The following is a 26,520-nucleotide window of genomic DNA, read 5'->3' as shown; positions in this document are numbered from 1 at the left end:
TGACCGGGGACCACCTTCCAATCCGGGGCCTTGCGGTACCCGGGCGGACTGCTTCCTCGCCCGGGCGATCCTGATGGCGTTCTGCTCCTTACCTTCGGTTACTCGTTGTACTGCTGGATACCGCGGGTACTGCTCGCGCCCCCTTCGGGTCGCGTCCTGCTTGACCTGTTCGCACGGCAGTTCATGTCTGCCGTACCCACTGCGACTTCCTGGGTACGAGAAAAACGGTAACCCTGCGGACGGCTAATGTCTACCACCATCGTGACAGGTTTCCTCCTTGGTCCGTGCAGGTATTTCTGCCTCAAATACACCCGGAAGAGTGCTGTGCCTGGTTGAATCGCGGTCCGGCGGGGAAGCGCTGAGCCTGGCGGTGCGACCGATCGAAGGTGGGGTGGCAGCGCATGAAGGCGATCGAGCGCATCGTCCGGAGAGTGAGGCGTCCGGGTCGCCGAAGGCACCCGAGATCGAGCGAACGGCCGCCTTCCCGCCCACCGTCAACGACGAGGAAGCGACCCGGCGCGTCGCCAAGGCGTTCGCCGCCCACTTTGGCGACGACGCACACACCATCGACCTGCAGACCGCCAGTGAGGACATGAGCGAGATCCCGCAAGCGTTCGGCGCACCGTTCAGCTATTGGGGCATCGGAGGCATCGACGCCGAGCTGTATGCCGAGGCCGCCAAGAAGGGCACCATCGCCCAGGACGTCCCGGTCAACCACAGCCCTGCCTTCGCCCCCGTCGTCCAACCCACCCTGGACACCGGCGTCAACGCCATGACAGTGGCTGCCCTCGCCTGGCTCGGCAGCTGACGTGAACTCGTGTCCCGCGTGAAAACCCTGGTTCGGGCTGCTGATCAGGCCGTTTGTCTGCCTGCCGTCAGGCTGCTTGCTGGTACTCGTTGATGAGGCCGCCGAGTAGTTGAGTGCGGCGGACGCGGCCTCCGAAGGGGATGACAGGTGCCGTCTGGCCGGTCTCCGAGGCTTGGGGAGATCGTTGGTGGAGGGATTGGTGGGGGCGGTGCCGGTTGTAGTGGTCGGTGTAGGTGTTCAGGACGGTGCGCAGGTGCCGTTCGTTCATGATGAGTAGGCGGTCGGTGCACTCGCGGTGGACGGTGCCGACCCAGCGTTCCGCGAAGGCGTTTGCCTTCGGTGATCTCGGCGGGGAAAGTAGCACCTGCACGCCGTCGTCGGCGAGCACGGCGTCGAAGGCGTCGGAGAACTTCCCGTCCCGGTCGCGTAGGAAGAACCGGAACCGGTCCACCCGGTCTTCGAGTTCCATCATCAAGTTCCTCTCCTGCTGGGTCACCCAGTCCCGGTTCGGGTGCGCGCTGATGCCGAGGACGTGCACTCGGCGCGTTGGGACTTCCATGACGAACAGCACGTACAGCCGTCGGCAGAACACGGTATCCACATGGAAGAAGTCGCAGGCCGGCAGTCCGGAAGCCTGGGCGCGCAGGAAGGAGGCCCAGGCGTCGTGAGCCCGCTGGGGCGCGGGCGGAATGTTGCCCTGCCGCAGTACTGACCGGACGGTGGCGGCGCAGACCGTGATGCCCAATCGGGCCAGCTTGTGGGTGCCGACAACCCTGTCACCTGTGCTGAGCTGCGGCTTCAGGGTCACGATGGGATCGCATCGAAGGTGTTCGCGAGCCCGCCGGCGCAGGCTTGGGAAGCGTGACGTTCCGTCTGGTCTACCGATTCGGCTGCCTCCTGCTCGGCTGGCTGCGCCTGCTGGCCCGCTCGTCTGCGGCCAAGGATGCCGAGATACTGGTGCTCCGGCACCAGCTGGCCGTCCTGCAGCGCGGCAGCCTCAAGCCAGCCTTCACCCGCGGGGACCGCGCGGTGCTCGCCGCCCTGCTCCGGTTGCTGAGCAAGCGTCACCGTTCATCGTTGAAGCTGCTGGTCACCCCGCGTACCGTGCTGCGCTGGCACGAGAGGCTGGTCACGAGGAAGTGGACCTATCCGCACCGAGGCCCGGGCCGTCCGGCCAAGCCCGAGGCGCTGCGTGCTCTGGTGTCGCGCCTTGCTCGCGAGAACGACGGGTGGGGGTGTATCGCCGGATCCACGGCGAACTGCTCAACCTGGGCTGGAAGATCGCCGCCTCGACGGTGTGGAAGATCCTCCAAGAGGCTGGGATCGACCCGGCGCCCCAGCGCGCCGACCGCTCCTGGGCCCGGTTCCTCAAGGCTCAGGCCCGCGGGATCCTCGCCGTCGATGTCTTCCACGTGGACACCGTTCTCCTGCGGCGCCTGTTCGTCCTGTTCTTCGTCGAGCACGGCACCCGGCGCGTCCACATCGCCGGCGTCACCCGGCACGTCACCGCCGCGTGGGCCACCCAGTGCGCCCGGAACCTCCTCATGAGCTGGGACGACACACGCGGCGAAGGCGCTAGATTCCTCATCCGGGACAACGCCGGCTACTTCACCGAGGGCTTCGATGCGGTCTTCACCGCCGTCGGTGCCCGGGTCGTGCCCATCCTGCCGGGCGTGCCCCGGATGAACGCGATCGCCGAGCGCTGGGTCGGATCCTGCAGGCACGAGGCCACCGACCGCGTCCTGATCACCGGGGAGCGGCACCTGCGGCTCATCGTCGGTGAGTACGCCGATCACCACAACGAGCATCGGCCTCACCGATCACTGGGACAACGGTGCCCCGACGGCCTCGGCGCGCCCGAACCACCCGCCATCGACGCCCCATCGCGCATCCTCCGGCGTGACCGCCTCGGCGGCCTGATCCACGAGACACGCAGGTCGCATAGGGTGACGGAGGTTGTCGGCACGCACAGGCACCCCGGCACGGTACTCCGCGAGCCGTCCTCAGGCTCGCCGGTCTGGATCCCGCCGCGCGCTACCGGGACGCCGCCACCGGCGATGTGCACCACGCGTCCGTGCTCACCGGGTACGGGATCTCGCCCGAGTTGCCGACCGGCGACTGGTCCAGCGCGTCCCTTCACCTGATCAGGATCGACGACGCGGCGGCCGACGGCACCAGTCCCATGGGACTCACTTTCCTATATGATCCTGCCCTCGATTCCAGCCCGAGGCTGTCCAACTCCTGATCGTCATGGTCGGATTCACATGCTCCTCTGTCGCGTCGGACAGGTCGCATCTTGCCAATGAGCTGCTGAACAAGGCAGACCGTCACCGATCGTGCGGTTCAGGGGGTTGACGGGGGGCCGCGCCTGGTCGAACATCGCCCTACCAATTTCCTATTTGATTCAGGGGAGTGGTGGAGATGCATCCCCCGACCCGTGCCGTCCTGTCAGGAGTCGCAGCCGTCGCCGTGCTCATGGCGGGCTCGGCGGCCTGCACCATCAAGAACTCCGGTGCGCCTTCGGCCACCCAGGCCCCCGCGTCCGGCAAATCCGGTACGGGTACTGCCGAGTTGGCCGACGGGTCGGGCACCAAGGTGGCCCTCGTGCCCGGCGGTGCCCACCCCTACTTCCAGCCCTGGAAGGCGGCGGGAGCCGCCGCGAAGAAGGAGTACGGCCTCGGGGAGGTGACCTTCGACGAGACCTCGGAGTGGGACCAGCAGAAGCAGGACAACCTGCTCTCCACGCTCGCGGCCCGCGGCTACAACGCGTTCGGGATCTTCGGGGTGTCGCCCACCGACATCAACACCACCTTCGCGGACCTCAAGTCGCAGGGTTTCGCGGTGGCTTCGCTCGCCTCCTGCCCGGCCGGCGGCACCGACAAGGCCGACTTCTGTCTCTCCACGGACGTGGAGGTCGCCGCCTACAAGGCGACCAAGGCCGCGATCGCCGCAATGGGCGGCAAGGGCACGCTCGTCCACCTCACCGGCAACAACGTGGACGCCAACACGCAGCTGCGGATCAAGGGCGTGGCCCAGGCGGTGCAGGAGTCCGCCGGCAAGGTGAAGTTGCTGCAGACCATCACCGACGTCGACAAGGACCTGCAGACCGCGCAGAAGGCGGTATCCGACCTGCTCTCGGCCAAGGGCAGCCAGATCCAGGGCATCGTCACCACCGCCTACAACCCCGCCGTGGCCGCCGCCGACGCGGTCAGGAGTTCCGGTTCCAAGGCCAAGGTCGTGGCCATCGACGACGACGCCAAGATCCTCAGCGCGATCAAGGACGGCTCGGTCGCGGCCACCGTGGTCCAGAACCCCGTGGGACAGGCCGAGTTGGGTACCTGGGCGCTGGCACTGCTGCAGACGAAGCAGTGCACCATGCGCCACCCGGGCCAGATCATCGACTCGGGCTCGTTCGTGGTCACCAAGGCGAACGTCGGCACCTACGACTCGGCCAGGAAGGCCAAGACCGAGCAGCTCAGGAAGCAGTTCGCAGACACCTACCTCGTCTGCAAGTGACCGCCGACGCCACTACGGAAAGCGGACTCCACACGATGACCACCATCATGAACGCCACGGCGCTGCTCGCCGACATCGCGGTGGAGAAGGAGCGCACGGACGCCGTGCAGTCCTTCGTCAAGCAGGAGACGATCCTCGTCGAAGTCACCACCGGGGACGCGCTTCAGGGAACCGGCTACGCCTACACGATCGGCACCGGTGGTTCCTCCGTGCTGGCCCTGCTCCGCGAGCACCTGTTGCCTCTCCTCATCGGAGCGGACGCCCGCAACGTCGAGGCACTCTGGAAGCGGCTGTTCGCCGCCACGCGCGCCACCACCACCGGCGCCATCACCTCTCTCGCCCTCGCCGCCGTGGACACCGCCCTGTGGGACCTGCGGTGCAAGCGCGCCGGGGAACCGCTGTGGCGGCTGGCCGGGGGCCACCGCCAGGAGGTCCCGCTCTACGACACCGAGGGCGGCTGGCTCCACCTGAACACCGATGACCTGGTCCGCTCGGCACTCGACGCGCAGAAGGCCGGGTGGGCGGGAGTCAAGATCAAGGTGGGGAAGCCGCATGTGGCCGAGGACGCCGAGCGGCTGCGGGCCGTCCGCGAGGCGGTCGGCCCGTCGATGCACATCATGACCGACGCCAACCAGTCACAGACCATCTCCTCGGCGCTCCAGCTCGCGGCCGCCATCGAGCCCCACGGGCCGTACTGGCTCGAGGAGCCCCTTCCCGCCGACGACGTCAGCGGACACGCCCGCCTGGCGGCCGCGACGAGAATCCCCGTCGCCGTCGGTGAGTCCCTGTACTCCGCCATGCAGTTCCGCGCGTACCTGGAGTCGGGCGCCGCCTCCGTCGTACAGGTCGACGCCGCACGCATCGGCGGCATCACGCCGTGGCTGAAGGTCGCGCACACCGCGGAGAGCCACAACGCCGTGGTCTGCCCGCACTTCCTGATGGAACTGCACGTCAGTCTGGCCGCCGCCGTACCCAACGGCATGTTCGTCGAGTACATCCCGCAGCTGAGAGCGGTGACCCGCACCGAACTGACGGTCCGGGACGGTCGGGCGGTGGCACCGGACGTGCCGGGCATCGGGATCGACTGGGACATGGACGCCATCGACAACAGGAGGGTGGCATGAGGACACCCGTCATGACACCGGAGAACGACAGCCGGGCCGACGGTGAGGCCGCCGCGCCGCGGACCGCGCACCGGCTGCCGTTCTGGGTGAACCAGCGGCTCGGGCTGCTGGTGCTCACCGTCGCTCTCGCCGCACTGTTCGGCGCACTGCGGCCGGCGTTCCTCGACCAGCGGCTCGTACTCTTCCCCCTGCTGCGGGACATCTCCACGCTGACCGTGGTGGCGCTCGCCCAGATGGTGGTCCTCTCCGTGGGACACATGAACCTCGCCGTGGGCCGCATGGCGGCCTTCGGCGCCCTGTTCGCGGGTCTCGGCTACGACCGGCTCGGCCTGCCGCTCCAACTCGGCCTGCTCCTGTGCCTGTTCGCCGGAGGCGCCATCGGCGCCCTGACCGGCTGGATCATCGCCCGCACCCGAGTCAGCTCCTTCGTGGTCACCCTGGCCGTGGACTTCGCCCTGCTGGGACTGGTCTCCTTGCTCTACTCGGCGCTCACCGAGAACGCGGCCTTCACCACACAGCCGAGCGGGCTCATGGACCTGCGCTCCACCTCGCTCGCCGACATCTGCATCGGTCGCGTCTGCGGATCCCCGGCTGTCCCGCAGATGGCACAGTTCACGGTCCTGGCACTGGGCGGCCTCGGTTTCCTGTACACCCGCACCCGCATGGGCCGGGAGCTGCTGCTCACCGGCGCCAACCCGGCGGCGGCGGAGCTCTCGGGTATCCCCACGGGACGCCGGGTCATCCTCGCGCACACCCTCTCCGGACTGCTCGCCGCGCTCGCCGGCTTCATGGCCGCCGTCAGCACGGGCACGTTCCGCGCCTCCATCGGCGACGACTTCATGCTGCCCTCGTTCCTCGGCGCGGTCCTCGGCGGCACACTTCTCACCGGCGGTGTCGTCTCCGTACTCGGCGCGCTGCTGGGCACCTCACTGGTCGGCGTCATCCGCAAGGGCCTGGACCTGCTCGGCGTCGGCCTGGAGAGCCTGAACATCTACCTCGGCTGCGTCCTGCTACTGGCCCTGTCGGCCGACCGGGTGCGCACCGTCGCGTCCTACCGCAAGGTGGTGCACTCCACGTGATCACGATCAACGATCGCGGAGGGTGTGCCGGAGCCGTCCTGCGCCGCTTCTCCCGGTCCACGGCCATGACACTGCTGTGCGTGACGCTGGCCGGATATCTCGCCCTGGGAGTCGCGTCTTCGGGCGAGTTCTTCCAAGGACCGTCGGTACGGACCTTCCTCCAGTACCTCGCCACACCTATCCTCATCGGGCTGGCCCAGATGGCCGCTCTGTGTGTCGGACAGCTCAACCTCGCGGTCGGTGCCCTCGGCGGCTTCACCGCCTGTCTGATGGGCGTCCTCATGGCCGACGACGGTGTCCCGGCACCGATCGCCGTCGCGGCGGGTGTGCTCGCGGCGACGCTGGCCGGTCTGGTGACCGGCGTGTTCATCGTGGCGACGCGGATCAACGGCTTCATCGTCACGCTCGGGACGATGACCATCCTGGTGGGGGCGCAGTACCGGCTGGCCGGCACGCGCACCATCGACGGCTACTCGCCGACCCTCAGGGACCTCGGCCGGGCGGCCCCGCTGAACCTCCCGCTGGTGTTCCTCACCGCGCTGGCCGCGGCGGCCCTGCTGGCCGCGTTCATGTACCGCGCGACCGCCGGCCGGCGGCTCCTCGCGGCAGGCGGCAACCCGCTGGCGGCGCGCCTGTCCGGCATCTCCACCAACCGGCAGATCGTGTTTGCCCACACCCTGTCCGGTCTGCTCGTCGGCGTCGCCGCCGTGACCGCGACGGCGTCGCTGCCCGGCGTCAACAGCAGCGTCGGCGGAGACTGGCTGCTGCCGAGCTTCGCCGCGCCGATCATCGGAGGTGTGTCGCTCAATGGTGGCTCCGTCGCGGTGTTCGGCACGGTCCTGGCGGCGTTCGTCATGCGGCTCATCGACGCCGCGCGCGCCCAGTTCTCGCTCGACCCGAGCTGGGTGAACTTCCTCATCGGCCTGGTCGTGCTCGGCACGGTGGTGGGCGGCCGCATCCACCAGACGCATCTGGAGAAGAAGGGCAAGGCACAAGGGCGTACCCCGCCGGCACCGGTCGGCCGGGGACAACCGGTCGACGCTGCCCTGCCGAACGCGGGAGGTGCGCAATGAGCGACGTCCTTCTCGAATGCCGGGAGATCGTCAAGGTCTTCCCCGGAGTACGGGCTCTGGACGGCGTCGGCCTGCGCCTGACGGCCGGTTCCGTGCACGCGCTGCTGGGCGAGAACGGTGCGGGGAAGTCCACTCTCATCAAAGTCCTGACCGGTGTCCACACGCCCGACGTCGGTCGGCTCACCTGGCGTGGCGAGGAGGTCCATCTCCGCTCGCCGCTGGAGGCCACCCGGACCGGCATCGGCGTCGTCCACCAGGAACGCAACCTCATACCCGACTTCTCGGTGGCGGAGAACATCACGCTGCAGAGCCCTCCCTCGCGCCACGGGCTGGTCGACCGGGAGGCCATGAACGCGCCCGCCCTCCGCTGCCTGGCGGAGCTGGGTCTCGACCTCGACCCGCACCGGCCGGTCCGCGAACTGTCGGTGGCGCAGCAGCAGTTGGTGGAGATCGCGAAGGCGCTGCACACCGAGAGTGAGGTGCTGCTGCTCGATGAGCCGACCGCATCCTTGTCCCCGCAGGAGACCGAGCGTCTCTTCGACGTCGTTAGGCGGCTGACGGCCCGTGACACATGTGTCGTCTTCGTGAGCCACAAGCTGGAAGAGGTCTTCGCGATCTGCGACACCGTCACCGTGCTGCGCGACGGAAGAACGGTGCTGGAGTCCGCACCGCTCGCCGACCACACACACGACGACATCGTGAACCTGATGGTGGGCCGCACCCACATGGCGACCGAGATGCTGCCACGCACCCCTGACCCGACGGCTGCCCCGGTCCTCGCGCTCGACGGGATCTGCACCGCCGACGGCCACCAGGACATCTCCCTTCAGGTGCGGCCCGGCGAGATCGTCGGTCTCTACGGCCTCGTCGGCGCCGGGCGCAGCGAACTGGTCAAGGCCGTGCTGGGCCTCAACCGGGTCACCGGCGGCGAGATCAGGGTGCACGGCACACCGGCCCGGATCGAATCACCCCGGCAGGCACTGCACGAGTTCGGCATCGGCTACCTGACCGAGAACCGCAAGGACGAGGGCGTCTTCCTCGAACAGCCCATCCACCGGAACATCACGGTCACCGTGTGGAAGAAGCTGGCCAAGGCCCTTGGGTTCGTCTCCTCCGCCGAAGAGCGGAAGGTGGCGCAGGACCTGGTCGAACGCCTCGGCATCCGTGTCTCGGGCCTCGACCAGAACGCCGGTGAACTGTCCGGGGGCAACCAGCAGAAGGTCAGCCTGGCGAAATGGCTCGCGGCCGACACCCGGCTGCTGATCGTCGACGAGCCGACCGTCGGTGTCGACGTACGCACCAAGCATGCCTTCCACGAACTCCTCTGGGAACTGGCCCGCGGAGGACTGCCGATCCTGCTGATCAGCAGCGACCTCACCGAGATGATCACGCTGGCGGACCGCGTCCTGGTCATGGCCGACCACCGCATCCGTGGCGAGGTCGACAACGACCGCGACTACGAACGGATGAGCGGCCGGATCATCCGTGTCATCCACGATCGCGCGCTCTCGGCAGTGACCGCGGAGGAGGACGCGAAGTGAAGCGCGTGGCACAGGTGATCCGCGTCCGTCCCGAACAGCTGGAGAAATACCGCGAGTTGCACCGCGACGTGCCCCGGCCGGTGCTGGACACACTGCGGGACTGCCACATCGGGAACTACTCGATTCACCTGCTCGGGGACCTGCTGTTCGGCTACTTCGAGTACCGCGGTGACGACCTGGCTGCGGACATGGCGCGTATGGCCGCCGACGAGGCGACGCAGTCCTGGTGGCGGCTCACCGCCCCCTGCCAGCAGCCGGTGGAGGACGCGGCACCGGGGGAGTGGTGGGCCTCGATGGAGCAGGTCTTCCCGATGTCGTGAGACTCCGCGGACCGACCGCAGAAGGAGGAGGAAACCGCATGAGCGCCACGCCGCTCGTCGATGCCCACCACCACGTGTGGGACCTGGCCGTACGGGACCAGGAATGGATCACCGGGCCGGAACTCGCGCCCCTGCGCCGGACCTTCTCGCTGTCGGACCTGCATCCGCTCGCCGAGAGCTCCGGAGTGGGCGCCACCGTGATGGTGCAGACCGTGCCGGTACCGGAGGAGACCCCCGAGATGCTCGCGCAGGCGGCCACTGATCCGCTGGTCGCCGGGGTGGTCGGCTGGACCGACCTGGCGGCTCCGGACGTGACGGACGCGCTGGCCCGGCTGCGTGAGCTGCCGGGAGGCGGCCGACTGGTGGGCATCCGGCACCAGGTGCAGTCGGAACCGGACCCGCGGTGGCTGGTGCGGGAGGATGTCGTGCGGGGTCTGTCCGCGGTGGCCGAGGCCGGCCTTGCCTATGACCTCGTCATCCTCCCGCACCAGCTGCCCGCGGCCACCGCCGCGGCCCGCCGTCTGCCTGGCCTCAGGTTCGTCCTGGACCACATCGGCAAACCCGCCATCGCGCAGGGCGCGCTCGAACCGTGGGCTTCGCAACTGAGGGCGCTGGCGGCCGAGCCCAACACGTTCTGCAAGCTGTCCGGTCTCGTCACGGAGGCCGACTGGCGCGGCTGGACAGTCGACGATCTGCGCCCCTTCGCCGAGACCGTTGTTGGTGCCTTCGGACCGGACCGGGTCATGTACGGCTCCGACTGGCCCGTGTGCACGCTGGCCGCCGACTACGCGGAGGTGCTCGATGCGGCCCGTGCTCTGACGCTTGGGCTCAGCGTGGACGAGCGGGATGATGTTTTCGGTGGCACTGCCATGCACGCCTACCGGCTGCACGTGGACCATGACTGAGTGTCGACGGCACGGAGCGGCAGTAGAGCCCGCCAAGGCCCGCACCAGCCCGGGCCGGGGATGCGGCCACGGCGGCCCTGCGCCCGAGACAGCGCCTGGCAACGTCCTCACCTCGGTAAACTTCTTTCGTCCCGACCACCCTGGAGCAGCAGGAGCAGGAAAACGAATGCCACCGCATGACAGTTCCTCTGCCAGGCCCACGGAGGCCGGAGGAAGAAACGAATCCGCCGGTCCTGCTCGCCAGGTCCTTTCGGACAGCGTCTACGAGCAGATCAAGGCCATGGTCATGGACCACGAGATCGCTCCTGGTGCCCGTGTGGGGATCGAGGCGCTGTCGCGCGCGCTCGGTGTCTCGCCCACGCCCGTCCGTGAAGCACTGGCCAGGCTCGAGTCCGACGGACTTGTGGTGAAGAGGTCGCTCTCCGGATACCGGGCGACCGAGTTGCTGACCCGCGAGGGCCTCGAGGAACTCTTCGAAATGCGGCTCCTCCTCGAACCGAGAGCGGCGGCTCTCGCCGCAGTCAACACCACCGAGGAGCAACTCGACGCCATCGAGCGGCTTGTCGAGGAGATGCAGGCCCATCCGGGGCCGACGGGTCGGTACGCGGACTACCGCGACTTCGCCGCTCTCGACCAGCGCCTGCACGACGCGATCGCGGTGGCCTCACAACGTCCGCTGCTCGCCGATGCGGTGGAGCGGCTCCACTCCCATCTGCATGTCTTTCGACTCAGAAGTGTCAGGAGCGCCGACGACCCAACGACGGCCGAACACGAACGTGTCGTACGCGCGATACTGCGCCGCAAGCCCGAGCGAGCCGCGGAAGCGATGGCGGAACACCTGACACGCAGCCTTCAGCGCCAGCTCAGCCAGGACCCGAACTCCTGACCGGTGTCGAGGTCTGCTACCAGTTTCCCCGCGAGGGCCTTTTCGGCACCGTCGACTGATGGATCGCTCGGTCGGTTGCGCCTCGTCCGGGAGCTTCGCGAACAGGATCGCCTTGCGGCGCTGCGAGGGGCGCGCATGATGGACCACGCGACCGTCCGCGACGAGGCGCGCCCGGAACGCCTGGCGACCAGCGTGACGACGAACGGTGCTCTTGCCGTTAATTCCGTCCGCGCAGGTCACGCGACATGTTCATACTCGCGAAGGATGCCGCTGAGGCGATCGCGTCGTCGTATGTCGAGGCGGGCGACCTGCTCCGGGTCGACGATCGGCGTGGGAACGGGGCGCAGTGGGCGGGCGTTGGCGATGCCCTGGTGCGGCCGGCGGGAGTTGTAGAACTGCTCGAACTCGTGCCGAGCACGGATCAGGTGCCGCCGGTTCCAGATCAAGGTGCGGTCCAGGAGCTCGCGTCGGCAGGTCTGCACCCATCTCTCCATGACCGAGTTCATTCGAGGCATCTGAATGCCGCTGAGCACGACTTCGATCCCCCCATCGGCGAGGATGGCGTCGAACAGGGCGGGGAACTTCCCGTCCCGGTCCCGGATCAGGAATCGCGCCGGGCAACCGGCGTCCTCGAGGTCCATGACGAGATTCTTCGCGGCCTGCACGACCCAGGCCGCGGGCGGGCGGGCGGTGGCGCCCAGGATGCGGGCGGGTGGGCGGTGGCGCCCAGGATGCGGATCCGCCGAGTGGTGTGCTCGATCACCGCGAATACGTACAGCCGCGCTCCGGTCAGGGTGACCGTCTCGAAGAAGTCGCATGCCAACAGGGCGTCGGCCTGGGAGCGCAGGAAGTCGGCCCATGTGCTGGTGCTGCGCTCGGGCGCCGGGTCGATCCCGGCCTCCCGCAAGGTTCCCCATACGGTGGAGGCGGCCACCTTCACCCCGAGGACCAGCAGCTCACCGTGGACGCGCCGATACCCCCAGCCGGGATTTTCCCGCGCGAGACGCAGTACGAGGGCGCGGATGGAGCGCACGGTCCGTGGTCGTCCCGGGCGCTGGGGTCGAGATGCGGCAGCATGGCGGCGTGCGAGCAGGTCGCGATGCCAGCGCAAACTGTGTCGGGACGCACCAGCAGCCGCAACCGACGCAACACATCCATCGGGAGCTGATGCAGCAGAGCAGCCAGAAATGCCCGGTCGCTGGGGTCGAACCGCAGCCTTTTCTTTCCGAGTTGGCGCTCCAAAACGGTGATCTGGTGGCGCAGGGCGAGGATCTCGACGTCCTTCTCCCGGTCGCTCACCGGCAGCAGGCGCAGCATGGCGAACGCGTTTGTCACACTCAGATAGGCCAGTCGCAGCAGCACGGCTGATCATCTTGTCGCGGCGATCGCCAGCCGCGCGAGAGCTGCGGCGCAAGCGACCAGGGGCGACACGCCGCATGCCGGCTTCCACCACGGCGGATGATTTTTCGGCAAGGGCAGGGTGCAGACGTGCCGGCGTGAACTGCTGGACCGCACGTTGATCTGGAACCAGCGCCACCTCTGCCACGCTGTGCGGGAGTTCGAGCGGTTCTACAACTCCCATCGGCCCCATCAGGGAATCGCGAACGCCCGACCGCTCCACCCCTTGCCGCAGGGGATCAGCGATCCGGGGCAGATCACCCACCTCGACATACGAAGGCGTGAACGCCTGGGTGGCATTCTCCATGAGTACGAACATGCCGCGTGACCTGGGCGGACGAGGTTTCCGGCAAGGGCAGGGCCAAGGCGGGGCGCGAGGCAGAGATGCGGGAGCAGGCGCGGTCGATGGTGGCCGAGCCTGACAGAGCCCGGCGGCCGGTCGTACCGGAACTACGTGGACCCGGACGATCCGCGCTCCTGGGTGGTCGTGGAGGAGTGGGAAGCACCGGCCGCCCGCTGGACGACGCATCCTGGGGAGACCCGGCACCACTGCCGACCAGCACGCCGTAACCCAGGTCTCCTTCACCGATCCCGAGGTGGCCGGCCGTGGGGCCGACCGCCGCACAGACAGCCGACACCGGCCACCGGATCAAGACCGTCGACCTGAACCGCGGGCGAGGTCCCGCTCAACGGCTCAGGCTGGCCGCCTGCCGACGAGACCAGTAGACGCCGGCCGAAAGAGCCGAGGCCGGTGACCCCGAAAGTGCGCAAGTAACTTGGCAAAGTTACTTGTGTAGTTTTATGGTGGCGTCATGACCACGGACTCCATGCCGCAGCAGTCCGCCGTGACGGCGCAGCGCCTCAACGACGCGATGAAACGGCTGCGCGCCCGCCTGCGCGCGGAGTCCGGGCAGCATGCGACCGGACTGACCCCCACACAGCTCGCCGTGCTGGCGAGCGTGGTGCGGGAGGGCCCGGTCACCGCGGCCCGGCTCGCCTCGCTGGAGCACGTCAGCGCGCAGTCCATCGCGCAGAGCCTGGCGGTGCTCAGGGCCGCCGGCCTCGTTCACAGCGAGCCCGATCCGCAGGACGGGCGCAAGAAGCTGATGAGTGCCGACCCGTCCGCGACCGAGCTTGTCGGCAAGCTGCTGGCGGGACGCGCCTCCTTTCTGGCGCGGGCCATCGACCAGGTCGTCGCCCCGGACGAGCGCAAGGACGTGGAGAAGGCCATCAAGTTGCTGGAGCGTCTCGCTGCGGCTGACCTCAGCGGCGGTGGCATATGACGGCCGCCCCCACCCGGGCCGAGGCCTCGGCACCCGGTCTCGCAGCCAAGCCCTTCGCGTGGACGTTCACCACCCCGCTCTACGTGGGGGCCGGCCTCAACCCGGTCAACAGCTCCATCATCGCGACCGCCCTCGTGCCCATCGCCGCCGAGCTGCACGTCTCGGTGGGCAGCACCGCCATGCTGGTTTCCTCGCTGTACCTGGCCAGCGCCGTCGCGCAGCCCACGGCCGGCAAACTGGCGGAGGTGCTCGGACCGCGCAGGACTTTCCTCTCCGGCATCGTGCTGGTGCTGCTCGGCGGTCTGGTCGGCGGCCTCGGCCAGAACCTGGCGATGCTCACAGCCGCCCGGGTACTGGTCGGCATCGGTACCTCGGCCGCCTTCCCGTGCGCGATGGTGCTGATCCGGCGCCGCGCCGAGGAGGCCGGCCTCGACACCCCGCCGGGCGGGGTGCTCGGCGGCATCGCGATCGCGGGCATGGCCACTGCCGCCGTCGGCCCGCCGATCGGCGGACTGCTGGTGGGCACCGCGGGCTGGCGCTGGGCCTTCCTGGTCAACATCCCGGTCACCGCGATCGCGATGGCCATGGCCTTGCGCTGGCTACCGAAGGATCCCGTACTCGATCGCGCACAAAGCGGCTTTCGCCAGATCGCCGACCGGATCGACCTGCCCGGCATCCTCGGCTTCGCCGTGTCGATGAGTGCGCTTGTCCTCTTCCTGATGGGCCTCCCCCGCGCCGGGTGGGCCGCGCTCGCCGTCTTCGTCCTGGCCGCCGTGCCGACGGTGGTGTGGGAGTTGCGGAAGCCGGGGCCGTTCTTCGACTTCCGCGGCCTCGCTGCCAACGGTGCCCTCGCTCGCACCTACCTGCGGCAGGCACTCACCCTGCTCGGCGTCTACTCCGTGATGTACGGAATGACCCAGTGGATGGAGGCAGCGCACCGGATATCCACGGTGGGAGCGGGGCTGCTGCTCCTGCCGATGGGTGCCGTCTCCGCGTTGCTCTCGCGCCCGCTCGCCAGCCGCAACCTGGTGCGCGGCCCGCTGATCGCCTCGGCGGTGACCATGCTGCTCGGCTCCGCCGGCATCATGCTCCTCACCTCGAACAGCCCAGCCATCGCCATGGTGCTGGTCTCCCTCGTCTTCGGCATCACGTCCGCCGCCACCACGGTCGGAAACCAGACCGCGCTCTACCTCACGGCACCGCCCGACCAGATCGGCACCGCCTCCGGGTTGTTCCGGACCTTCGGATACCTCGGAACCATCACCTCCGCCGTGATCGGCAGCATCGTCTTCCGGAACGGGGCGAGCGACCACGGCCTGCACAGCCTCGGTCTCGTGCTCGTCGCAGCCGGCCTCGCGGTCCTGCTGCTGACCGTGCTGGACGGCCGTCTGATGAGCCGCGGCACGAACCGACCCACCGACACCGCCGACAAACCCGGCGGCTCTGAGAACCCCACCAAGGAGCACAGCGCGTGAGCCCCACCGACCTCCCCACGATCGCCCCCGAGCGGACCGCCCTGCTGGCGATGGACTTCCAGAACGGGATCGTCTCCCTCGCCCCCGACGCGGACGCGCTCGTCGAGCGGGTCAAGGGCGCCATCGCCGACGTCCGCGCCGCCGGCGGCACCATCGGCTACGTCCGCGTGGCCTTCACCGAGGACGACTGGACAGCGGTTCCCGAGACCAACAAGGCCTTCACCGCCGTAGCCGCGGCGAAGATGCTGCACCACGAGGACCCCGCCACCGGGATCGACGCACGGATCGCGCCGGAGGACGGCGACCTCGTCGTGCGCAAGGTCCGCTTCGGCTCGGGCTCCACCACCGATCTCCACCAGAAGCTCAGCGACCGCGGCATCGACACCCTGGTGCTCGCCGGGATCAGCACCAGCGGCGTCGTGCTGTCCACGCTCATCGACGCCGCCGACCGCGACTACCGCGTCTTCGTGCTGACCGACGGTGTCGCCGACCCCGATCCGGAGACTCACCGGGTGCTGCTCGACAAGGTGTTCCCCTCCCGGGCCCACCTCCTCGACACCAACGGGCTGCGCCAGCTTCTGCGATCCGCCTGACGCCGGGCTCCCCAGCGGTCCCGGCCGCCGGGGGACCGCCACACGGTTCCCCTGCCGCCGCGCGAAGCCCCCTCACCGCGCCGACCGGGTGAAGACCGATCGGAGTGTGCGAACTCTCCGGGAGGGGGGTGATGTCGCTGAAGTGCCGCACCATCAGCAGCCGTATCCGCTACGGCAAGTACTCCGCAGCATCCCCGAGATGAGGGCCTTGCCCCGGCTGCTGAGCAGCTGCCGCGAGCAGCCGGTTGACCTGGGCCGGATCGGGAACGTATGCCGGATCCACCTCCTTGACGCGGCCCTCTTGCGCCGCGCCGTCCTGGCCGCACCTCTTGCCCTCCAGCTTGCGACATGGTGCGTACAGGGCCCCTCGCAGCACAGGCATCCCGGGCGGCTTCGTGGTGGTGGTTCAGTTGGGTGGTGTACGGGTGATGGCCCGGTTCCAGATGGGTGTACTGACGGGCGGTCGGACAGCGCGGCGTTGTCTGGCCACACTCACCTGCCAGATGGCGAGGAGCAGCAGCGTGCCGGTTTCGGCGAGCAGGCTGAGGACGGCTTGTGGTGCTGGCTGCAGACCGCGCTCGGTGAATCCGAACACGCCTACGGTGCGCGAAGCGGTGAAGCCGCCGAGGGCACCGAGCGCGACGCCTGCCTCGGAGATCCTCAGCAGCAGGGGCGGAGTCCCGATCAGCAGCAGGGCAGCGAGGGCGAAGGATGCGCTGGCCTGGAGCAGGAACAGGGGGCCGATGATGTGGATGAAGCGGTACCCGTCGGTGTAGAGCTGGGCGTGGATGTATCCGCCCGCGGCGAGGGTTGCGGCGGTCGCCGCCCGCAGGGTGGGGACGAGGAATCTTTGTGTGCTCATGCCAGCCTCTGGTCCTTGATGGCCAGTTCGCGGTCGCCTTGGCGGTAGTCGACGCTGCGGATGCCTAGTGCGTCTCCGAGCTGCCGGGCAGGGACGACCTGGGGCGTGGGGGCGGGGGCGCGGCCCGGTTTGGGCAGGGGGTAGGCGGTGGTGGTGGCCGAGTGGAAGGTGATGTTGCCCTCTGTCTTGGTGAACAGTTGGTGGACGTGCCCGTTGAGACAGGTGACGGAGGAGAAGCGGCGCAGCAGGGCGATGACCTTGAGAGCGTCGTCGGTGCTCCAGCCCCACTTCGGGTACATGGCGAACAGCGGGATGTGGCTGAAGACCACGACGGGGGTGTCCGATGGCAGTCCCGCCAGGTCCTTGCGTACGAAGTCGATCTGCGCGTTGCCGAGGTGCCCGAGTTTCTCCAGGCTCAGGGTGTTGACCAGGGCGATGAAGTGCACGCCGTGGGTGTCGAAGCTGTACCAGCCATCGCCGAGCGTGCCCATGCCGAAGGTCCGCCGGTAGGCGCGGCCTGCATCACCGATGGAGTCGTGCTCGCCCGGCACGGTGAAGACACGGTCTGTCTTCATTCCAGCCATCATCTGCTTGACCTGGTCGAACTGCCCGGCCGTGGACAGATGGGTCAGGTCGCCGCTGTGCATGACGAAGTCCGGTCTGAATCCGAGTGAGTTGACCTGGTTGATCGCTTTGGTGAATGAGCCGGCCACGTCCATGTTCGCCGGGCCCTGGAACCCGATATGGCTGTCGGAGACCTGCACGAACCGCAGCGCGCCGCTTCCCGCCGCGACGGCTCCGGCGGCGGCCCCGGCGTTGGTGTCGCGGGAGTCCGCGATGTGGCTGATCACCTCTCCGCTGGCCACGGTCAGCACCACCGCGCCGCCGAACCACCCTGCGTGCCGGATGAGTTGACGCCGAGTCATACCGTGTTCGGTTTGAGGCTGACCGGCGTCGTCGGCCGTTGCTCCGTTGTGACTGTCGTAGTAGCCGGTCATCAGGTCACCTCCACGGTGGCGGTCATGAACGGATGGATGGTGCAGAGGTAGGCGTAGGTGCCGGGCTTGGCGAACGTGTAGCTGTAGGTGGCGTGGGTGGCCAGGGCGGCCGAATGCAAGGGGCCGCCCGATCCGGCGCTGGTGACGGTGTGGGCGTCGGTGTCCTGATTCGTCCACGTCACCGTCGTGCCCGCTCTGACCTTCAGCGTGGCCGGGGAGAATGCGAAGTTCTTGATCGCCACGGCATTCCCGGTCACCGGCGCGGCCGCCGCGCCCGTACGCGAGGGACTCATGGGCATGCTCATGCCGGGCATCGGGGAGGCGCCGGGAGTGGAGCCCACCGGTTTCCCCGACCCCGTGGCACCGGGCATTCCCGCCGTCTGGTGCTGACCCGGGCCGGGTGTGATGGCGCCGGCCCCGATGGACGAGGAATGCGACGACTGGCCGCATGAGCTGAGGAGCCCCAGCGCACCGGCAGTGGCAATGGTGGCGACGGCCAGCCCGGCCGCAGCATGTGATCGCCGACCTGGTGGGCGAAGGTTCAAGTACATGGTGTCCGTTCCTCACTGATCAGGCGGAGACAGAAACTGCGCCGGCTCGGGCGCACGCAACCGCAGGGATGTGTGTGGTGGATGCCGTGTTGATGGGCACGCGTGCCTCCCGGACCCAGCGAACGAGTCTGGGTGCTGCCCCGCGGCGGCTGCCCCGCCTCTACGTGCCCCGCGCTGCGCATCCGCCCTGCCACCCCACGAAGATGCAGGCGGCAGCTCCCCCGAGCAGGCAGCCGCGAGTGACTCGGGGCAGGTCGGAGTCGCCCATACGGGTGATGCGCACACTGGCCTGGACGGAGCTCCGCCCCGGTGGTCGCGCGGCCCCCGATCACTGTGCGTGGGACCATCGCCGTGGTGTGTGCGGGCACAGGCCGGGGCTGCACGGTGGCAGCGGCTTCGATGCACGGGGGCGGGGTGAGCGTGGCCGGTGGCGAGAGCGCGTGCGTCGCGTGGTGCATTTCGGTCACCTCTGTTCCGTCGTTTGCCGTATGGGGAAGCGATGAGGAGTTGCGCGTAAGTCGGTTCTTGTTCGTCTCCACGGACGGTGAGGGTCCTGCGGTTCGGTGGATACGCACCTTTTGTGAGATCTCTTGGGATCGCCGCAGATCAGCCGACCTCGGGCGCCACGCATGCTTGATCCTGGTGAGGCCGTAACGCCGCAAGGACGCGCCACCCGCGGCACTCACAGAGCGTGACTGACGCCGAGCTGTCCGTGCAGGACAAAGCGGCGCGTATGCATGATGATCGTCGTATGCCCTGGAGTTCCCGAAAGCGTGGTCCAAGGACCGATCCGGATCGCTCCGCGCACCGTGTCTCTGATAGAGGGACCCTTTCGGCCGTAGATGAGGAACTGCTGCGCACTCTGTACGCGGAGCACGCAGGAGCCCTCTTCCACTACGTGCTGCGACTGACCTCAGGAGACTGGCAATGGGCAGAGGACGTGGTGCAGGAGACACTGCTGCGAGCGTGGCAGCATCCCGCCGCGTTCGACCCCGCACGCGGCCCGGCCCGGGCATGGCTGTGTACGGTCGCCCGGCGCCTGGTCATCGATGCCCACCGGGCCCGGCAGTCCAGGCCGGCCGAGGTCGGCGGCGATGTGCTGGAGCGAGCCGCCGAGCAGGAACCGGGGAAGGACGAGATCGAGCAGGCACTGCAGAGCTGGGCGGTCGCCGACGCCATCCGGTCACTGTCCCCGGACCACCGCGTCGTCCTGCTGGAGACCTACTACCGGGGCCGGACCATGGTGGAGGCCGCACAGGTGCTGGGCATCCCGCTGGGCACCGTGAAGTCGCGTACGTACTACGCCCTGCACGCCCTGCGGCTGGCGCTGCAAGAGCGGGGGATCGAGCCATGACCGTGGCGGGCAGGAGGCGGTGACCATGAGTGCGGAGCACGACGCCCTCCGGCTGACGCTGGGAGGATACATCCTGGGCACGCTGCCCTCGGCGGAGATGGAACAGGTGCGTGTCCACCTCGCGGCATGCGCCGAATGCCGGGCCGAACACGTCCAGCTGGCGGGATTGCCCGCGCTGCTGGCGACGGTGACCGAAGCCGAAGCCGCGGGCCAGACGGTGCCGGCGGTCGACAGGGACCTGGCCGACCGGCTGGTGGCACGGGCAGCCGAAAGCGCGCAGGGCTCCCTGCCCGAACGGCCCGCCGCGCCCGCGGTGTCGCAGACGCCGGAGGGGGGTGTGCTGGAGAGGCTGCTCCAGCAGGCCGCGGCCAGGCGCCGCAAGTCCTGGCGTCTGCAACTGGCCGGCGTTGCAGCCTCGCTGACGCTCATCGCGGCGGCGGCCGGCGGCACATGGCTGGCGACCATCGGATCCGTGGGCAGCCAGGCGAGGCCGCCTGGGCCGACCGCGCCGACTGCATGGCGCACTTTCTCCGGAAGCGACGCCACCACCGGCGTCTCCGCCTCGGTGAAGGTCTGGCCCTCTGCCTGGGGCAGTGTCCTGCAGGTCTCCGCCGGGGGAGCATCCGCCGGAATCACCTGCCGGCTGCAGGCGGTCGGGCCCGGCGGGGCCAGGTCGGACGGCGCCACCTGGCGAGCAGGCCAGTACCCTCCCGGCACCACGATCCCAGGGGCGGTTGCCATGTCCCCGGGAGCCATCGAGCACTTCGAGATCGTCGCAGGCAACGGTCAGAAGCTGGTCACCATGCGAGCGTGAGCCCAGGCCATGGCCGTCGTGCCACAAGACGGCCCGGCCTCCCATTGACATGACTACGGCAGCCGGGCGTGAGCACAAGAGGCCAAGAAGACGTCGCCTTCGAAAGGCCGACCCCTCAGCGGAGTGGGGCCCCGGGCAGTCGACAACAACCGGGCCGCCTCAAGACCGGAGGACCGGGCTGGAGAAGCGCGCACAGGACGTCCAGCCGATGGCCGTCGAAGAGGTTTCTGTTCGTGACATCGGCTGGACAGGCACGCTCGTGATCAACGTCGTCCGCCGATGTCGCCACACCGCACAGCTCCGGGATCGGCGAGACCGTCCGGCAAGGGCCCCCGGCCGATGAGCGCGGCGGCCTCGGAGGCCGACACCGGCACCTCCATGGCCGAGGGGCTGATCGGCACCAAGCGCGCGGAGGCGGCTGGTGGTCGAAGCGGCGGCCACCGGCCGGGAAAGATCACCCCCGCGGCCAGGCTGATCAAGGTGAGGGCCATCCGGGTGCACGACCAGCGGGTCGAGGGGCGGGTTCAAGCAGCCATCCGATCGATCTGGCCGCTGTGATGCCACACATCGCGGGGCCGGTCAGCTGCTGCGGCTGCTTCGCCTGCACGACCTGTCATCGGGGGACTGCGTCGGTATCGGGACAGTTCTGCAGCTCGGTCGTGGGGCTCTGGCCCGCCGCTTCCGTCACGCGACCTTCGCAGTGGCAAGCTGGCCACCTCGCGCCGGGCCCCTCGAGTGCCGGCCCCGTACACGGGCGGGCACGGCTGTGCGGGGGCCGGCGGCACAAATCTCACCTTCCGCCGGAGGAGGTGAAAGCCGGCGCCCTGGTCCTTCCCGCGACGCGCCGACGGTTTCCGGGCCCTGGTCACTCTCGCCCCCGATCCGGCGAACCCGCCCCGTCCGCAGCGGATTTCATGCATGAGCGGGCCGACGGGGCGTGCACAACTCTTCTTATCCCCCGAAGTCCGTACAGCCCGGAGAAGAGGACCCAGCACGTCTACCCGCCGAGGACCGCGACCCAGCCGAGATGCGAGCAGGGATGTTCGTCTCGCTCTACGGCGCGACGCTCCCGCAGGGCCGTCCGGAAGACCACGGGCGAGGGGACCGAGCTGCCGGTGCCCGGTCCGGCCCTGCGGCAGCGAGCTCAACGCAGAGGCGGCTGACCCCAGACAAGCGCCGACATCGACATGACTCGCAAGAATCCGAACAAAAGACATGAATAGCTCGAACCGTCCGGCACGCGTCGTCCGTGGAACTGAATGAGCGCGCCCATGCAGGATCAGGATCCGGCCTACCGACCGCCCCCGAAATTGTTTGCGGTCGCCCCGTTCCAGTCTCCGCACATGCACAGAAGAGCCAGAAGACCATGTTCGTGACCGATTCCCCCAGCCCGACTTCACCGCTCGGCCGGCCCTGCCGCCGCCAGGCACTGCTCACCCTGCCGGCGCAACAGGCGCACGTCTCCGCCGCTCGTCACTTCGCTGCCGATCTGCTGGAGACCTGGAGCGTACCCGCGAGCGAGCGGGACTCCGCCGTTCTCATCGTCGACGAACTCGCCGCCAACGCTGCCCAGTACGGCCATGAGCGCATGGCCCTGCTGCTCGCCCTCGACCACGAAACTCTGCACATTGTGGTCACTGACTCCGGCGCGGCCGTCGAACGCCATCGCCCCGACATCGCCCCAGACGAACACGGCCGTGGCACCGGCATCGTCCAGTACCTCGCCCAGTCGACCGAGATCCGCCAGACACGCAGTGGCCGCGAAGTCCGCGCCTGCCTGAGGTGCTCGCCATGACCGGGCCGGACGCTCCGCACGAGCTGCGACCCCCTGCCGGGGCCGGCACTGCAGCACAGCGACGGGCTACCGGGGGCGGCCGCGGCGCCGGGTCACCCGACGCCCCCGCCGAGTGGTCCTTCGCGACCCACAAGCCGTGTCCCATCGACGGCTGCTCGGGCCCGGCCCGGGTGTCCATGCGGTCCACGGCACACCCATCGGCCCTCGATCACGGCGGCCCCCACCACGACGCGGCGCTGTGTCAACGCTGCGGAGCCGGCACCTGCGTACCGGCGGAGGTGTGAGCGTGGACATCACCCCGAACAGCGGCAAGGGCATCGATGCCCCGCCCCCGCACGAGGCACATACGAATGCGCCAGATCTGCGCCGCGAGATGCACCAAATGCTCGCCCTCGGAGCCGAACGCGACGGCTGCCAGGCCAGGCCACTCACACGGCCCCCTATCGATGCGACGGCCGCCGAACGCGCCTGGCTGCCGCCGGACCGCCCTCACGGACCGGATGCCCCTGGGCGACCCCGGCCCCCGGCCCGGTCGCAGCTGCCGCAGAAACCGCCGAACAACTGTCCTCCACGACCGCCGCCATCCCGACCTGGCGGCCGGCCCGCACCACCCCGACACAATCACGCTCGCGTGGCCTGCCCAGATGAGCCACGCGCATGACCGCCAGTTGCCACAACCCGCCACCAGCGACAAGGAGCCACAGAACATGGGTGGAAAGCAGAAGACACTCGCCATACTTGCCGGAGCCGCGCTGGCCGCCGGACTCACCAGCCCGGCCTTCGGGTCCTCCGCCGCTCACTCGCTGCCCCTGCGCACCGCCGCGACGGCGTCGGGGGCGTCGGTCGTGGAATGGAACCGCGAGCTCATCACCATCCTCAGCAATCCGAAGGCGCAGCCGGCCACCGTCCAACCCACCCGCAGCTTCGCGCTTCTCCAGGCCGCCGAGTACGACGCCGTAGTGTCGATCACCCGGGCCGGCCCCGCCTACCTGTTCTCCGTGTCGACGCCAGGAGGCGCTCGAGCGGACGCCGCAGCGGACCAGGCAGCCCACGATGTGCTGGTCGCCCTGTACCCGGCCAAGCGCGCAGGCGTGGACCAGCGGCTCAGCAGCCAGCTGTCCGCGATTCCCGACAGCCCGGGCAAGCAGGCGGGCATTGGCGTGGGCGCCGAGGTCGCCCGCCGACTGATCAGCCTGCGGTCCGACGACGGGTCCTCAGCCAAGCCGCCGCGGTTCCGCCCCGGCGACAAGGCCGGTGACTACCGGCCCACCCCTCCCGCCTTCCCGGCACCGGTGTTCACCAACTGGGGCTCGGTCAAGCCGTTCGTGCTGGCCGGCGGACGACCCTTCCGCCCGGCACCGCCGCCGGCCGTGAGCACCGCCGCGTACGCCACCGCATTGAACGAGGTCAAGAGCCTGGGGAGCAAGACCAGTACTGCCCGCACCCCCGATCAGACCGCGGCCGCGAAGTTCTGGGCGGCGGCGCCCGTCTGGAACGTCTGGAACCAGGTCGCGCAGGGCCTTGTCACCTCCCAGAACGCGAGCCTGGAGAAGGCGGTGAAGGTCTTCGCCCGGCTCGACCTGTCGCTCGCCGACACCGCGATCGTGATGTACGACGCCAAGTACGCCTACCGCGTATGGCGGCCCGTGACCGCCATCAGGCTCGGTGGTACGCACTACAACCCGGGCATCGTCGGCGATCCCAACTGGACCCCCCTGCTACCGACCGCACCGGATCCGTCCTATCCCGGCGCTCACGGCGCTCTGAGCCAGGCTGCGGCAACGACGCTCGCCGGATTCTACGGTGCGCGGCATCATCTCGCGGTGACATCGAAGGGCGTCACCCGAACCTTCGCCGGCTTCCAGGACGCCGCCACCGAAGCGTGGCTCAGCCGGATTTGGTCCGGCCAGCACACCTCCCTCGACAACCGCGCCGGCCGGCAACTCGGTACCCAAGTGGCCGATTTCGTGGCACTTCATCTCTGACCGCCCCCACCGCGCGACAACCATGCACAGCTTGGCAGTGGCCAGAAGCCAGTGGTCCCGGCGCATCGGGTACCACTGGCTTGGACCAGGCTCGGAGAGCGGCCATCCTCCGCGCCGAGGGCCCGCAACTGCTGGCCGGCAGGCCGGACGTCCGCCCGCAAGAAGTCCTGGCTTCCCATCACCGTGACGCACTGACTGGATGACTGTCGCAGTCGGACCCGCCCGGTCTCAGGGATTCGGGCAACCCGCAGTCCGTGCCAGGCAGCGAAACGCCCGGCCCGGGCTGCGGCGTCCGCTATTGACCCCGCCGGCGCCCTCGGACCACCGCTGGCCGACGGATCGGAAGATGGGCCAGCCGACCTCCGTGACCAGGTCGTCGTGTCTGGCCACGTCGACGGGGCTGCGCAGGTAGTACTCGCGCAGCGGGCCGTCGACGCCGATTTCGTGGCGTGCGGCGTAGGTGCCCGGGTCACCGTAGGTGAGACCGATGGTGTGCAGGGCTCCGCGGTGGACGGCGACCGCGAGTTCCGCGCCGGGCACGACCAGTGGGTCCACCCGCCGACCGGGCGCGCATCGCCGTCGACGGGGACGAATACGAGCGCCTCACCGCGCTCGCCCTGGAGCAGCTCCTTGGCGAACAGCCCGCCCATCGGGCCGGTGCAGTGCAGTCCCCGGGCCGTGGCGAAGCCGTGCAGCTCGCCGAGGGTGCCCTGCCACCAGCTCACCACGCCCTGTTGGTCGACGGCCTCGCGGATCCCGATTGCCGGAGACCCGACAACGACACGAGCAAGGACAGGCCCTCGCAGCGTAAACATCGAGTGTTCAAGATCACGGGGAAGCTTCAGAGTCCGGCGTCCGAGCCGCTGGTCCGCGTATGGTCCGGATCTTGCGTGTGGGTCGGGCAGGGCTGGAGTTCCCACAGTCCACGAATCCCGAGGCCGCACTGGGCGCGTGACCATGTCTAGGCGATCGACCCTTTGAACCGGCTTCAGATGATGCCGACTCCGCATGACACGGCGCCGGGGGAGCTCATGCCGTATCTCTGGGGGTGGAGTCTTCACTGGCCCGGCATCTTGATGCCACAACTCGCCTTCAGCGCCGACCTCTTCTGGCACGCTGCGTGTCACGTTTACTCATCGCCGGGGTCGCGTTGTTGCGCATCAACGTGAGCACGCCAACAAAGTTGTACGGCAGCTGCGTGAAGAGCCCGATTCCACGAGGGGGTAGAGCGGCCGGACCTGATGCCGTGGGTGCGGGCGGCTTTGAGGCAGCGCACCCATACTCATAGCCAGAGTAGTAGGGGCGGTCGGCGGCGATCCGGTCGATCGGCAGCAGCGTGCCGTCGAGGATTACGAACGCCCTGGCAGTCACTCATGTCGCCGCAGCGCAGGTACGCGAGGGCGAGCATGGCGAATCCATCAGTAACCACGGACGGCCGGCATAACGGCCGCCGCAATGGGGGGGGGACGAGTCAGTCGCCCAGGGTGCGGATTGAGCCGTGATCAATCTTCCGGCAGTAGCGTGGCGTCGCGTGTTCGAGACCCCGCTGGACGGCCTGATCGCGGAAGCCGCGCAGCGGGGCGAGGTGGCCCCGTCTTTGGTCGGCCTACCGGGGAAGGTCCGGGTCCGTGGGCCATGAGCCGCCCCCGCGCCCGGCCCGTCGCCGGTAACAAGGCCGATTCGTCCTGCCGTAACCGCGCCTACCTGCGCGGACGCGGCATCAATGAAGCCATCCCGGACACGGGGATCAGGTCGCCAACCGCAAGAAAAAGTGGCTTCGGGTACAGCCGGCCCGTCAGCCACGGACTTCGGTGACAAGGGTGTAGAGCTCGACGATGACGCCGTCCTTGCGGTGGGCGATGTCCATTCCGCTCACGAGGGGCGGTTGGCCGGCCGGACCGTACTGGAAGACGAGGTGGCCGAGGTCGTCGTTGACGGAGACGGGGCCGTCGGGTTTGAAGACCCAGTCCGGGGTCTCCGCACGCAGCTCTGTGGCGCGCTTGGCGAGAGCCTCGCGGCCACGATCGACGCGGTCGGGTTCGTGCCACACGACGTCCTCGGAGTAAGGGCCCGTAAAGAATCAACACGTTGCTTCGCGGTCTCCTTGTCGTTGGTGTGGTATGCGCATACCGAGCGAGGTTCGTGACCAACTTGCCCTGA

Annotated in this window: 25 protein-coding genes and 6 pseudogenes; 22 read left to right on the top strand and 9 right to left on the bottom strand. The window is 68.9% G+C overall.

Annotation, left to right across the window (positions count from 1 at the left end):
- Nucleotides 1–421: 421 nt before the first annotated feature.
- A pseudogene (locus AB0M27_RS38370) lies at nt 422–808 on the top strand (amidohydrolase); the annotation flags it as partial.
- A gap of 67 nt (nt 809–875) precedes the next feature.
- Here the strand turns inward: AB0M27_RS38370 and AB0M27_RS38365 are convergent.
- Together AB0M27_RS38365 and AB0M27_RS38360 are read right to left on the bottom strand one after the other, a co-directional pair.
- Entirely contained in the window at nt 876–1,616 is a 741-nt protein-coding gene (locus AB0M27_RS38365; RefSeq protein ID WP_365729186.1) for an integrase core domain-containing protein, read from the bottom strand.
- A complete protein-coding gene (locus tag AB0M27_RS38360) occupies nt 1,613–1,876 on the bottom strand; it encodes a hypothetical protein (RefSeq protein WP_365729184.1) in 264 nt (87 codons plus the stop codon). Before AB0M27_RS38360 ends, AB0M27_RS38365 begins: the two co-directional genes overlap by 4 nt.
- Before the next feature lie 476 nt (nt 1,877–2,352).
- Here AB0M27_RS38360 and AB0M27_RS38355 point away from each other — a divergent pair.
- From AB0M27_RS38355 to AB0M27_RS38310, 10 genes and pseudogenes are all read left to right on the top strand, one after another.
- Nucleotides 2,353–2,589, top strand: a pseudogene (locus AB0M27_RS38355) (integrase); the annotation flags it as partial.
- Nucleotides 2,590–2,825: 236 nt separating this feature from the next.
- The gene (locus tag AB0M27_RS38350) at nt 2,826–3,053 is read left to right on the top strand and encodes a hypothetical protein (protein ID WP_365729194.1); all 228 of its coding nucleotides are present in this window, start codon (nt 2,826–2,828) and stop codon (nt 3,051–3,053) included.
- A gap of 176 nt (nt 3,054–3,229) precedes the next feature.
- Nucleotides 3,230–4,324, top strand: a complete 1,095-nt coding sequence (locus AB0M27_RS38345) for a substrate-binding domain-containing protein (RefSeq protein WP_365729182.1) — start codon at nt 3,230–3,232, stop codon at nt 4,322–4,324.
- A 35-nt stretch (nt 4,325–4,359) separates the two neighbouring features.
- The gene (locus tag AB0M27_RS38340; RefSeq protein WP_365729181.1) at nt 4,360–5,448 is read left to right on the top strand and encodes a mandelate racemase/muconate lactonizing enzyme family protein; all 1,089 of its coding nucleotides are present in this window, start codon (nt 4,360–4,362) and stop codon (nt 5,446–5,448) included.
- Nucleotides 5,445–6,527, top strand: coding sequence for an ABC transporter permease (locus AB0M27_RS38335; protein WP_365729179.1), 1,083 nt, complete (start codon nt 5,445–5,447; stop codon nt 6,525–6,527). The genes AB0M27_RS38340 and AB0M27_RS38335 overlap by 4 nt, the downstream gene beginning before the upstream one ends.
- Nucleotides 6,524–7,600, top strand: coding sequence for an ABC transporter permease (locus AB0M27_RS38330; protein ID WP_365729178.1), 1,077 nt, complete (start codon nt 6,524–6,526; stop codon nt 7,598–7,600). The genes AB0M27_RS38335 and AB0M27_RS38330 overlap by 4 nt, the downstream gene beginning before the upstream one ends.
- Nucleotides 7,597–9,141 carry a sugar ABC transporter ATP-binding protein gene (locus AB0M27_RS38325; RefSeq protein WP_365729176.1) on the top strand — a complete coding sequence of 515 codons (1,545 nt, stop codon included), beginning with the start codon at nt 7,597–7,599 and terminating at the stop codon, nt 9,139–9,141. The genes AB0M27_RS38330 and AB0M27_RS38325 overlap by 4 nt, the downstream gene beginning before the upstream one ends.
- Nucleotides 9,138–9,461: an L-rhamnose mutarotase gene (locus AB0M27_RS38320; RefSeq protein WP_365729174.1), complete on the top strand. Its 324-nt coding sequence runs from the start codon at nt 9,138–9,140 to the stop codon at nt 9,459–9,461. The genes AB0M27_RS38325 and AB0M27_RS38320 overlap by 4 nt, the downstream gene beginning before the upstream one ends.
- 38 nt (nt 9,462–9,499) lie before the next feature.
- Nucleotides 9,500–10,366, top strand: coding sequence for an amidohydrolase family protein (locus tag AB0M27_RS38315; RefSeq protein WP_365729172.1), 867 nt, complete (start codon nt 9,500–9,502; stop codon nt 10,364–10,366).
- Nucleotides 10,367–10,532: 166 nt separating this feature from the next.
- On the top strand, nt 10,533–11,252 hold the full coding sequence (locus AB0M27_RS38310) for a GntR family transcriptional regulator (protein ID WP_365729170.1): 720 nt from the start codon (nt 10,533–10,535) through the stop codon (nt 11,250–11,252).
- 236 nt (nt 11,253–11,488) lie between these two features.
- On the opposite strand, the pseudogene AB0M27_RS38305 reads toward AB0M27_RS38310, so the two are convergent.
- Nucleotides 11,489–12,614, bottom strand: a pseudogene (locus AB0M27_RS38305) (integrase core domain-containing protein).
- Nucleotides 12,615–12,732: 118 nt separating this feature from the next.
- Here AB0M27_RS38305 and AB0M27_RS38300 point away from each other — a divergent pair.
- The 5 genes and pseudogenes from AB0M27_RS38300 to AB0M27_RS38280 all read left to right on the top strand — a co-directional run.
- A pseudogene (locus AB0M27_RS38300) lies at nt 12,733–12,978 on the top strand (IS481 family transposase); the annotation flags it as partial.
- A 90-nt stretch (nt 12,979–13,068) separates the two neighbouring features.
- A complete protein-coding gene (locus AB0M27_RS38295; RefSeq protein ID WP_365729192.1) occupies nt 13,069–13,317 on the top strand; it encodes an antibiotic biosynthesis monooxygenase in 249 nt (82 codons plus the stop codon).
- A 145-nt stretch (nt 13,318–13,462) separates the two neighbouring features.
- Nucleotides 13,463–13,933, top strand: a complete 471-nt coding sequence (locus AB0M27_RS38290) for a MarR family transcriptional regulator (protein ID WP_365729168.1) — start codon at nt 13,463–13,465, stop codon at nt 13,931–13,933.
- Nucleotides 13,930–15,408: an MFS transporter gene (locus AB0M27_RS38285; RefSeq protein WP_365729166.1), complete on the top strand. Its 1,479-nt coding sequence runs from the start codon at nt 13,930–13,932 to the stop codon at nt 15,406–15,408. The genes AB0M27_RS38290 and AB0M27_RS38285 overlap by 4 nt, the downstream gene beginning before the upstream one ends.
- Complete coding sequence (locus AB0M27_RS38280; protein WP_365729164.1) at nt 15,405–16,001, top strand: cysteine hydrolase; 597 nt, start codon at nt 15,405–15,407, stop codon at nt 15,999–16,001. The genes AB0M27_RS38285 and AB0M27_RS38280 overlap by 4 nt, the downstream gene beginning before the upstream one ends.
- 406 nt (nt 16,002–16,407) lie before the next feature.
- Here the strand turns inward: AB0M27_RS38280 and AB0M27_RS38275 are convergent, their stop codons facing one another.
- From AB0M27_RS38275 to AB0M27_RS38265, 3 genes are read right to left on the bottom strand one after another with little or no spacing between them, the layout of a single operon-like run.
- Nucleotides 16,408–16,863: a hypothetical protein gene (locus AB0M27_RS38275; protein ID WP_365729162.1), complete on the bottom strand. Its 456-nt coding sequence runs from the start codon at nt 16,861–16,863 to the stop codon at nt 16,408–16,410.
- The gene (locus tag AB0M27_RS38270) at nt 16,860–17,861 is read right to left on the bottom strand and encodes a metallophosphoesterase (RefSeq protein WP_365729160.1); all 1,002 of its coding nucleotides are present in this window, start codon (nt 17,859–17,861) and stop codon (nt 16,860–16,862) included. Before AB0M27_RS38270 ends, AB0M27_RS38275 begins: the two co-directional genes overlap by 4 nt.
- Nucleotides 17,861–18,103 carry a plastocyanin/azurin family copper-binding protein gene (locus tag AB0M27_RS38265; RefSeq protein WP_365729159.1) on the bottom strand — a complete coding sequence of 81 codons (243 nt, stop codon included), beginning with the start codon at nt 18,101–18,103 and terminating at the stop codon, nt 17,861–17,863. Before AB0M27_RS38265 ends, AB0M27_RS38270 begins: the two co-directional genes overlap by 1 nt.
- Here AB0M27_RS38265 and AB0M27_RS38260 point away from each other — a divergent pair.
- The 6 genes from AB0M27_RS38260 (at nt 18,093) to AB0M27_RS38235 (ending at nt 24,360) form a co-directional block, all read left to right on the top strand.
- Nucleotides 18,093–18,251 carry a hypothetical protein gene (locus AB0M27_RS38260; RefSeq protein ID WP_365729157.1) on the top strand — a complete coding sequence of 53 codons (159 nt, stop codon included), beginning with the start codon at nt 18,093–18,095 and terminating at the stop codon, nt 18,249–18,251. The genes AB0M27_RS38265 and AB0M27_RS38260 overlap by 11 nt on opposite strands.
- A gap of 894 nt (nt 18,252–19,145) precedes the next feature.
- Complete coding sequence (locus tag AB0M27_RS38255; RefSeq protein WP_365729189.1) at nt 19,146–19,766, top strand: sigma-70 family RNA polymerase sigma factor; 621 nt, start codon at nt 19,146–19,148, stop codon at nt 19,764–19,766.
- Nucleotides 19,767–19,791: 25 nt separating this feature from the next.
- A complete protein-coding gene (locus AB0M27_RS38250; RefSeq protein ID WP_365729155.1) occupies nt 19,792–20,580 on the top strand; it encodes a zf-HC2 domain-containing protein in 789 nt (262 codons plus the stop codon).
- Between the two features lie 339 nt (nt 20,581–20,919).
- Nucleotides 20,920–21,138 (top strand): hypothetical protein, encoded by a 219-nt coding sequence (locus AB0M27_RS38245; protein ID WP_365729154.1) that lies wholly within the window; start codon nt 20,920–20,922, stop codon nt 21,136–21,138.
- Nucleotides 21,139–21,952: 814 nt separating this feature from the next.
- Nucleotides 21,953–22,375 carry an ATP-binding protein gene (locus tag AB0M27_RS38240; protein WP_365729152.1) on the top strand — a complete coding sequence of 141 codons (423 nt, stop codon included), beginning with the start codon at nt 21,953–21,955 and terminating at the stop codon, nt 22,373–22,375.
- 707 nt (nt 22,376–23,082) lie between these two features.
- Nucleotides 23,083–24,360 (top strand): vanadium-dependent haloperoxidase, encoded by a 1,278-nt coding sequence (locus AB0M27_RS38235; RefSeq protein ID WP_365729150.1) that lies wholly within the window; start codon nt 23,083–23,085, stop codon nt 24,358–24,360.
- A gap of 228 nt (nt 24,361–24,588) precedes the next feature.
- Here AB0M27_RS38235 and AB0M27_RS38230 read toward each other — a convergent pair whose 3' ends face one another.
- The 3 genes and pseudogenes from AB0M27_RS38230 to AB0M27_RS38220 all read right to left on the bottom strand — a co-directional run.
- The gene (locus AB0M27_RS38230) at nt 24,589–24,915 is read right to left on the bottom strand and encodes a GyrI-like domain-containing protein (RefSeq protein WP_365729148.1); all 327 of its coding nucleotides are present in this window, start codon (nt 24,913–24,915) and stop codon (nt 24,589–24,591) included.
- A 732-nt stretch (nt 24,916–25,647) separates the two neighbouring features.
- Nucleotides 25,648–25,728: pseudogene (locus AB0M27_RS38225) on the bottom strand (IS5/IS1182 family transposase); the annotation flags it as partial.
- A 427-nt stretch (nt 25,729–26,155) separates the two neighbouring features.
- A pseudogene (locus tag AB0M27_RS38220) lies at nt 26,156–26,413 on the bottom strand (nuclear transport factor 2 family protein); the annotation flags it as partial.
- Nucleotides 26,414–26,520 lie beyond the last annotated feature (107 nt).

Origin of the sequence: Streptomyces sp. NPDC052107 (assembly GCF_040680215.1) — a bacterium.
In the GTDB taxonomy this organism is placed as follows: domain Bacteria; phylum Actinomycetota; class Actinomycetes; order Streptomycetales; family Streptomycetaceae; genus Streptomyces.
The sequence above is the reverse complement of the archived record's forward strand: the minus strand, read 5'-3'. Positions and strand labels throughout refer to the sequence as shown.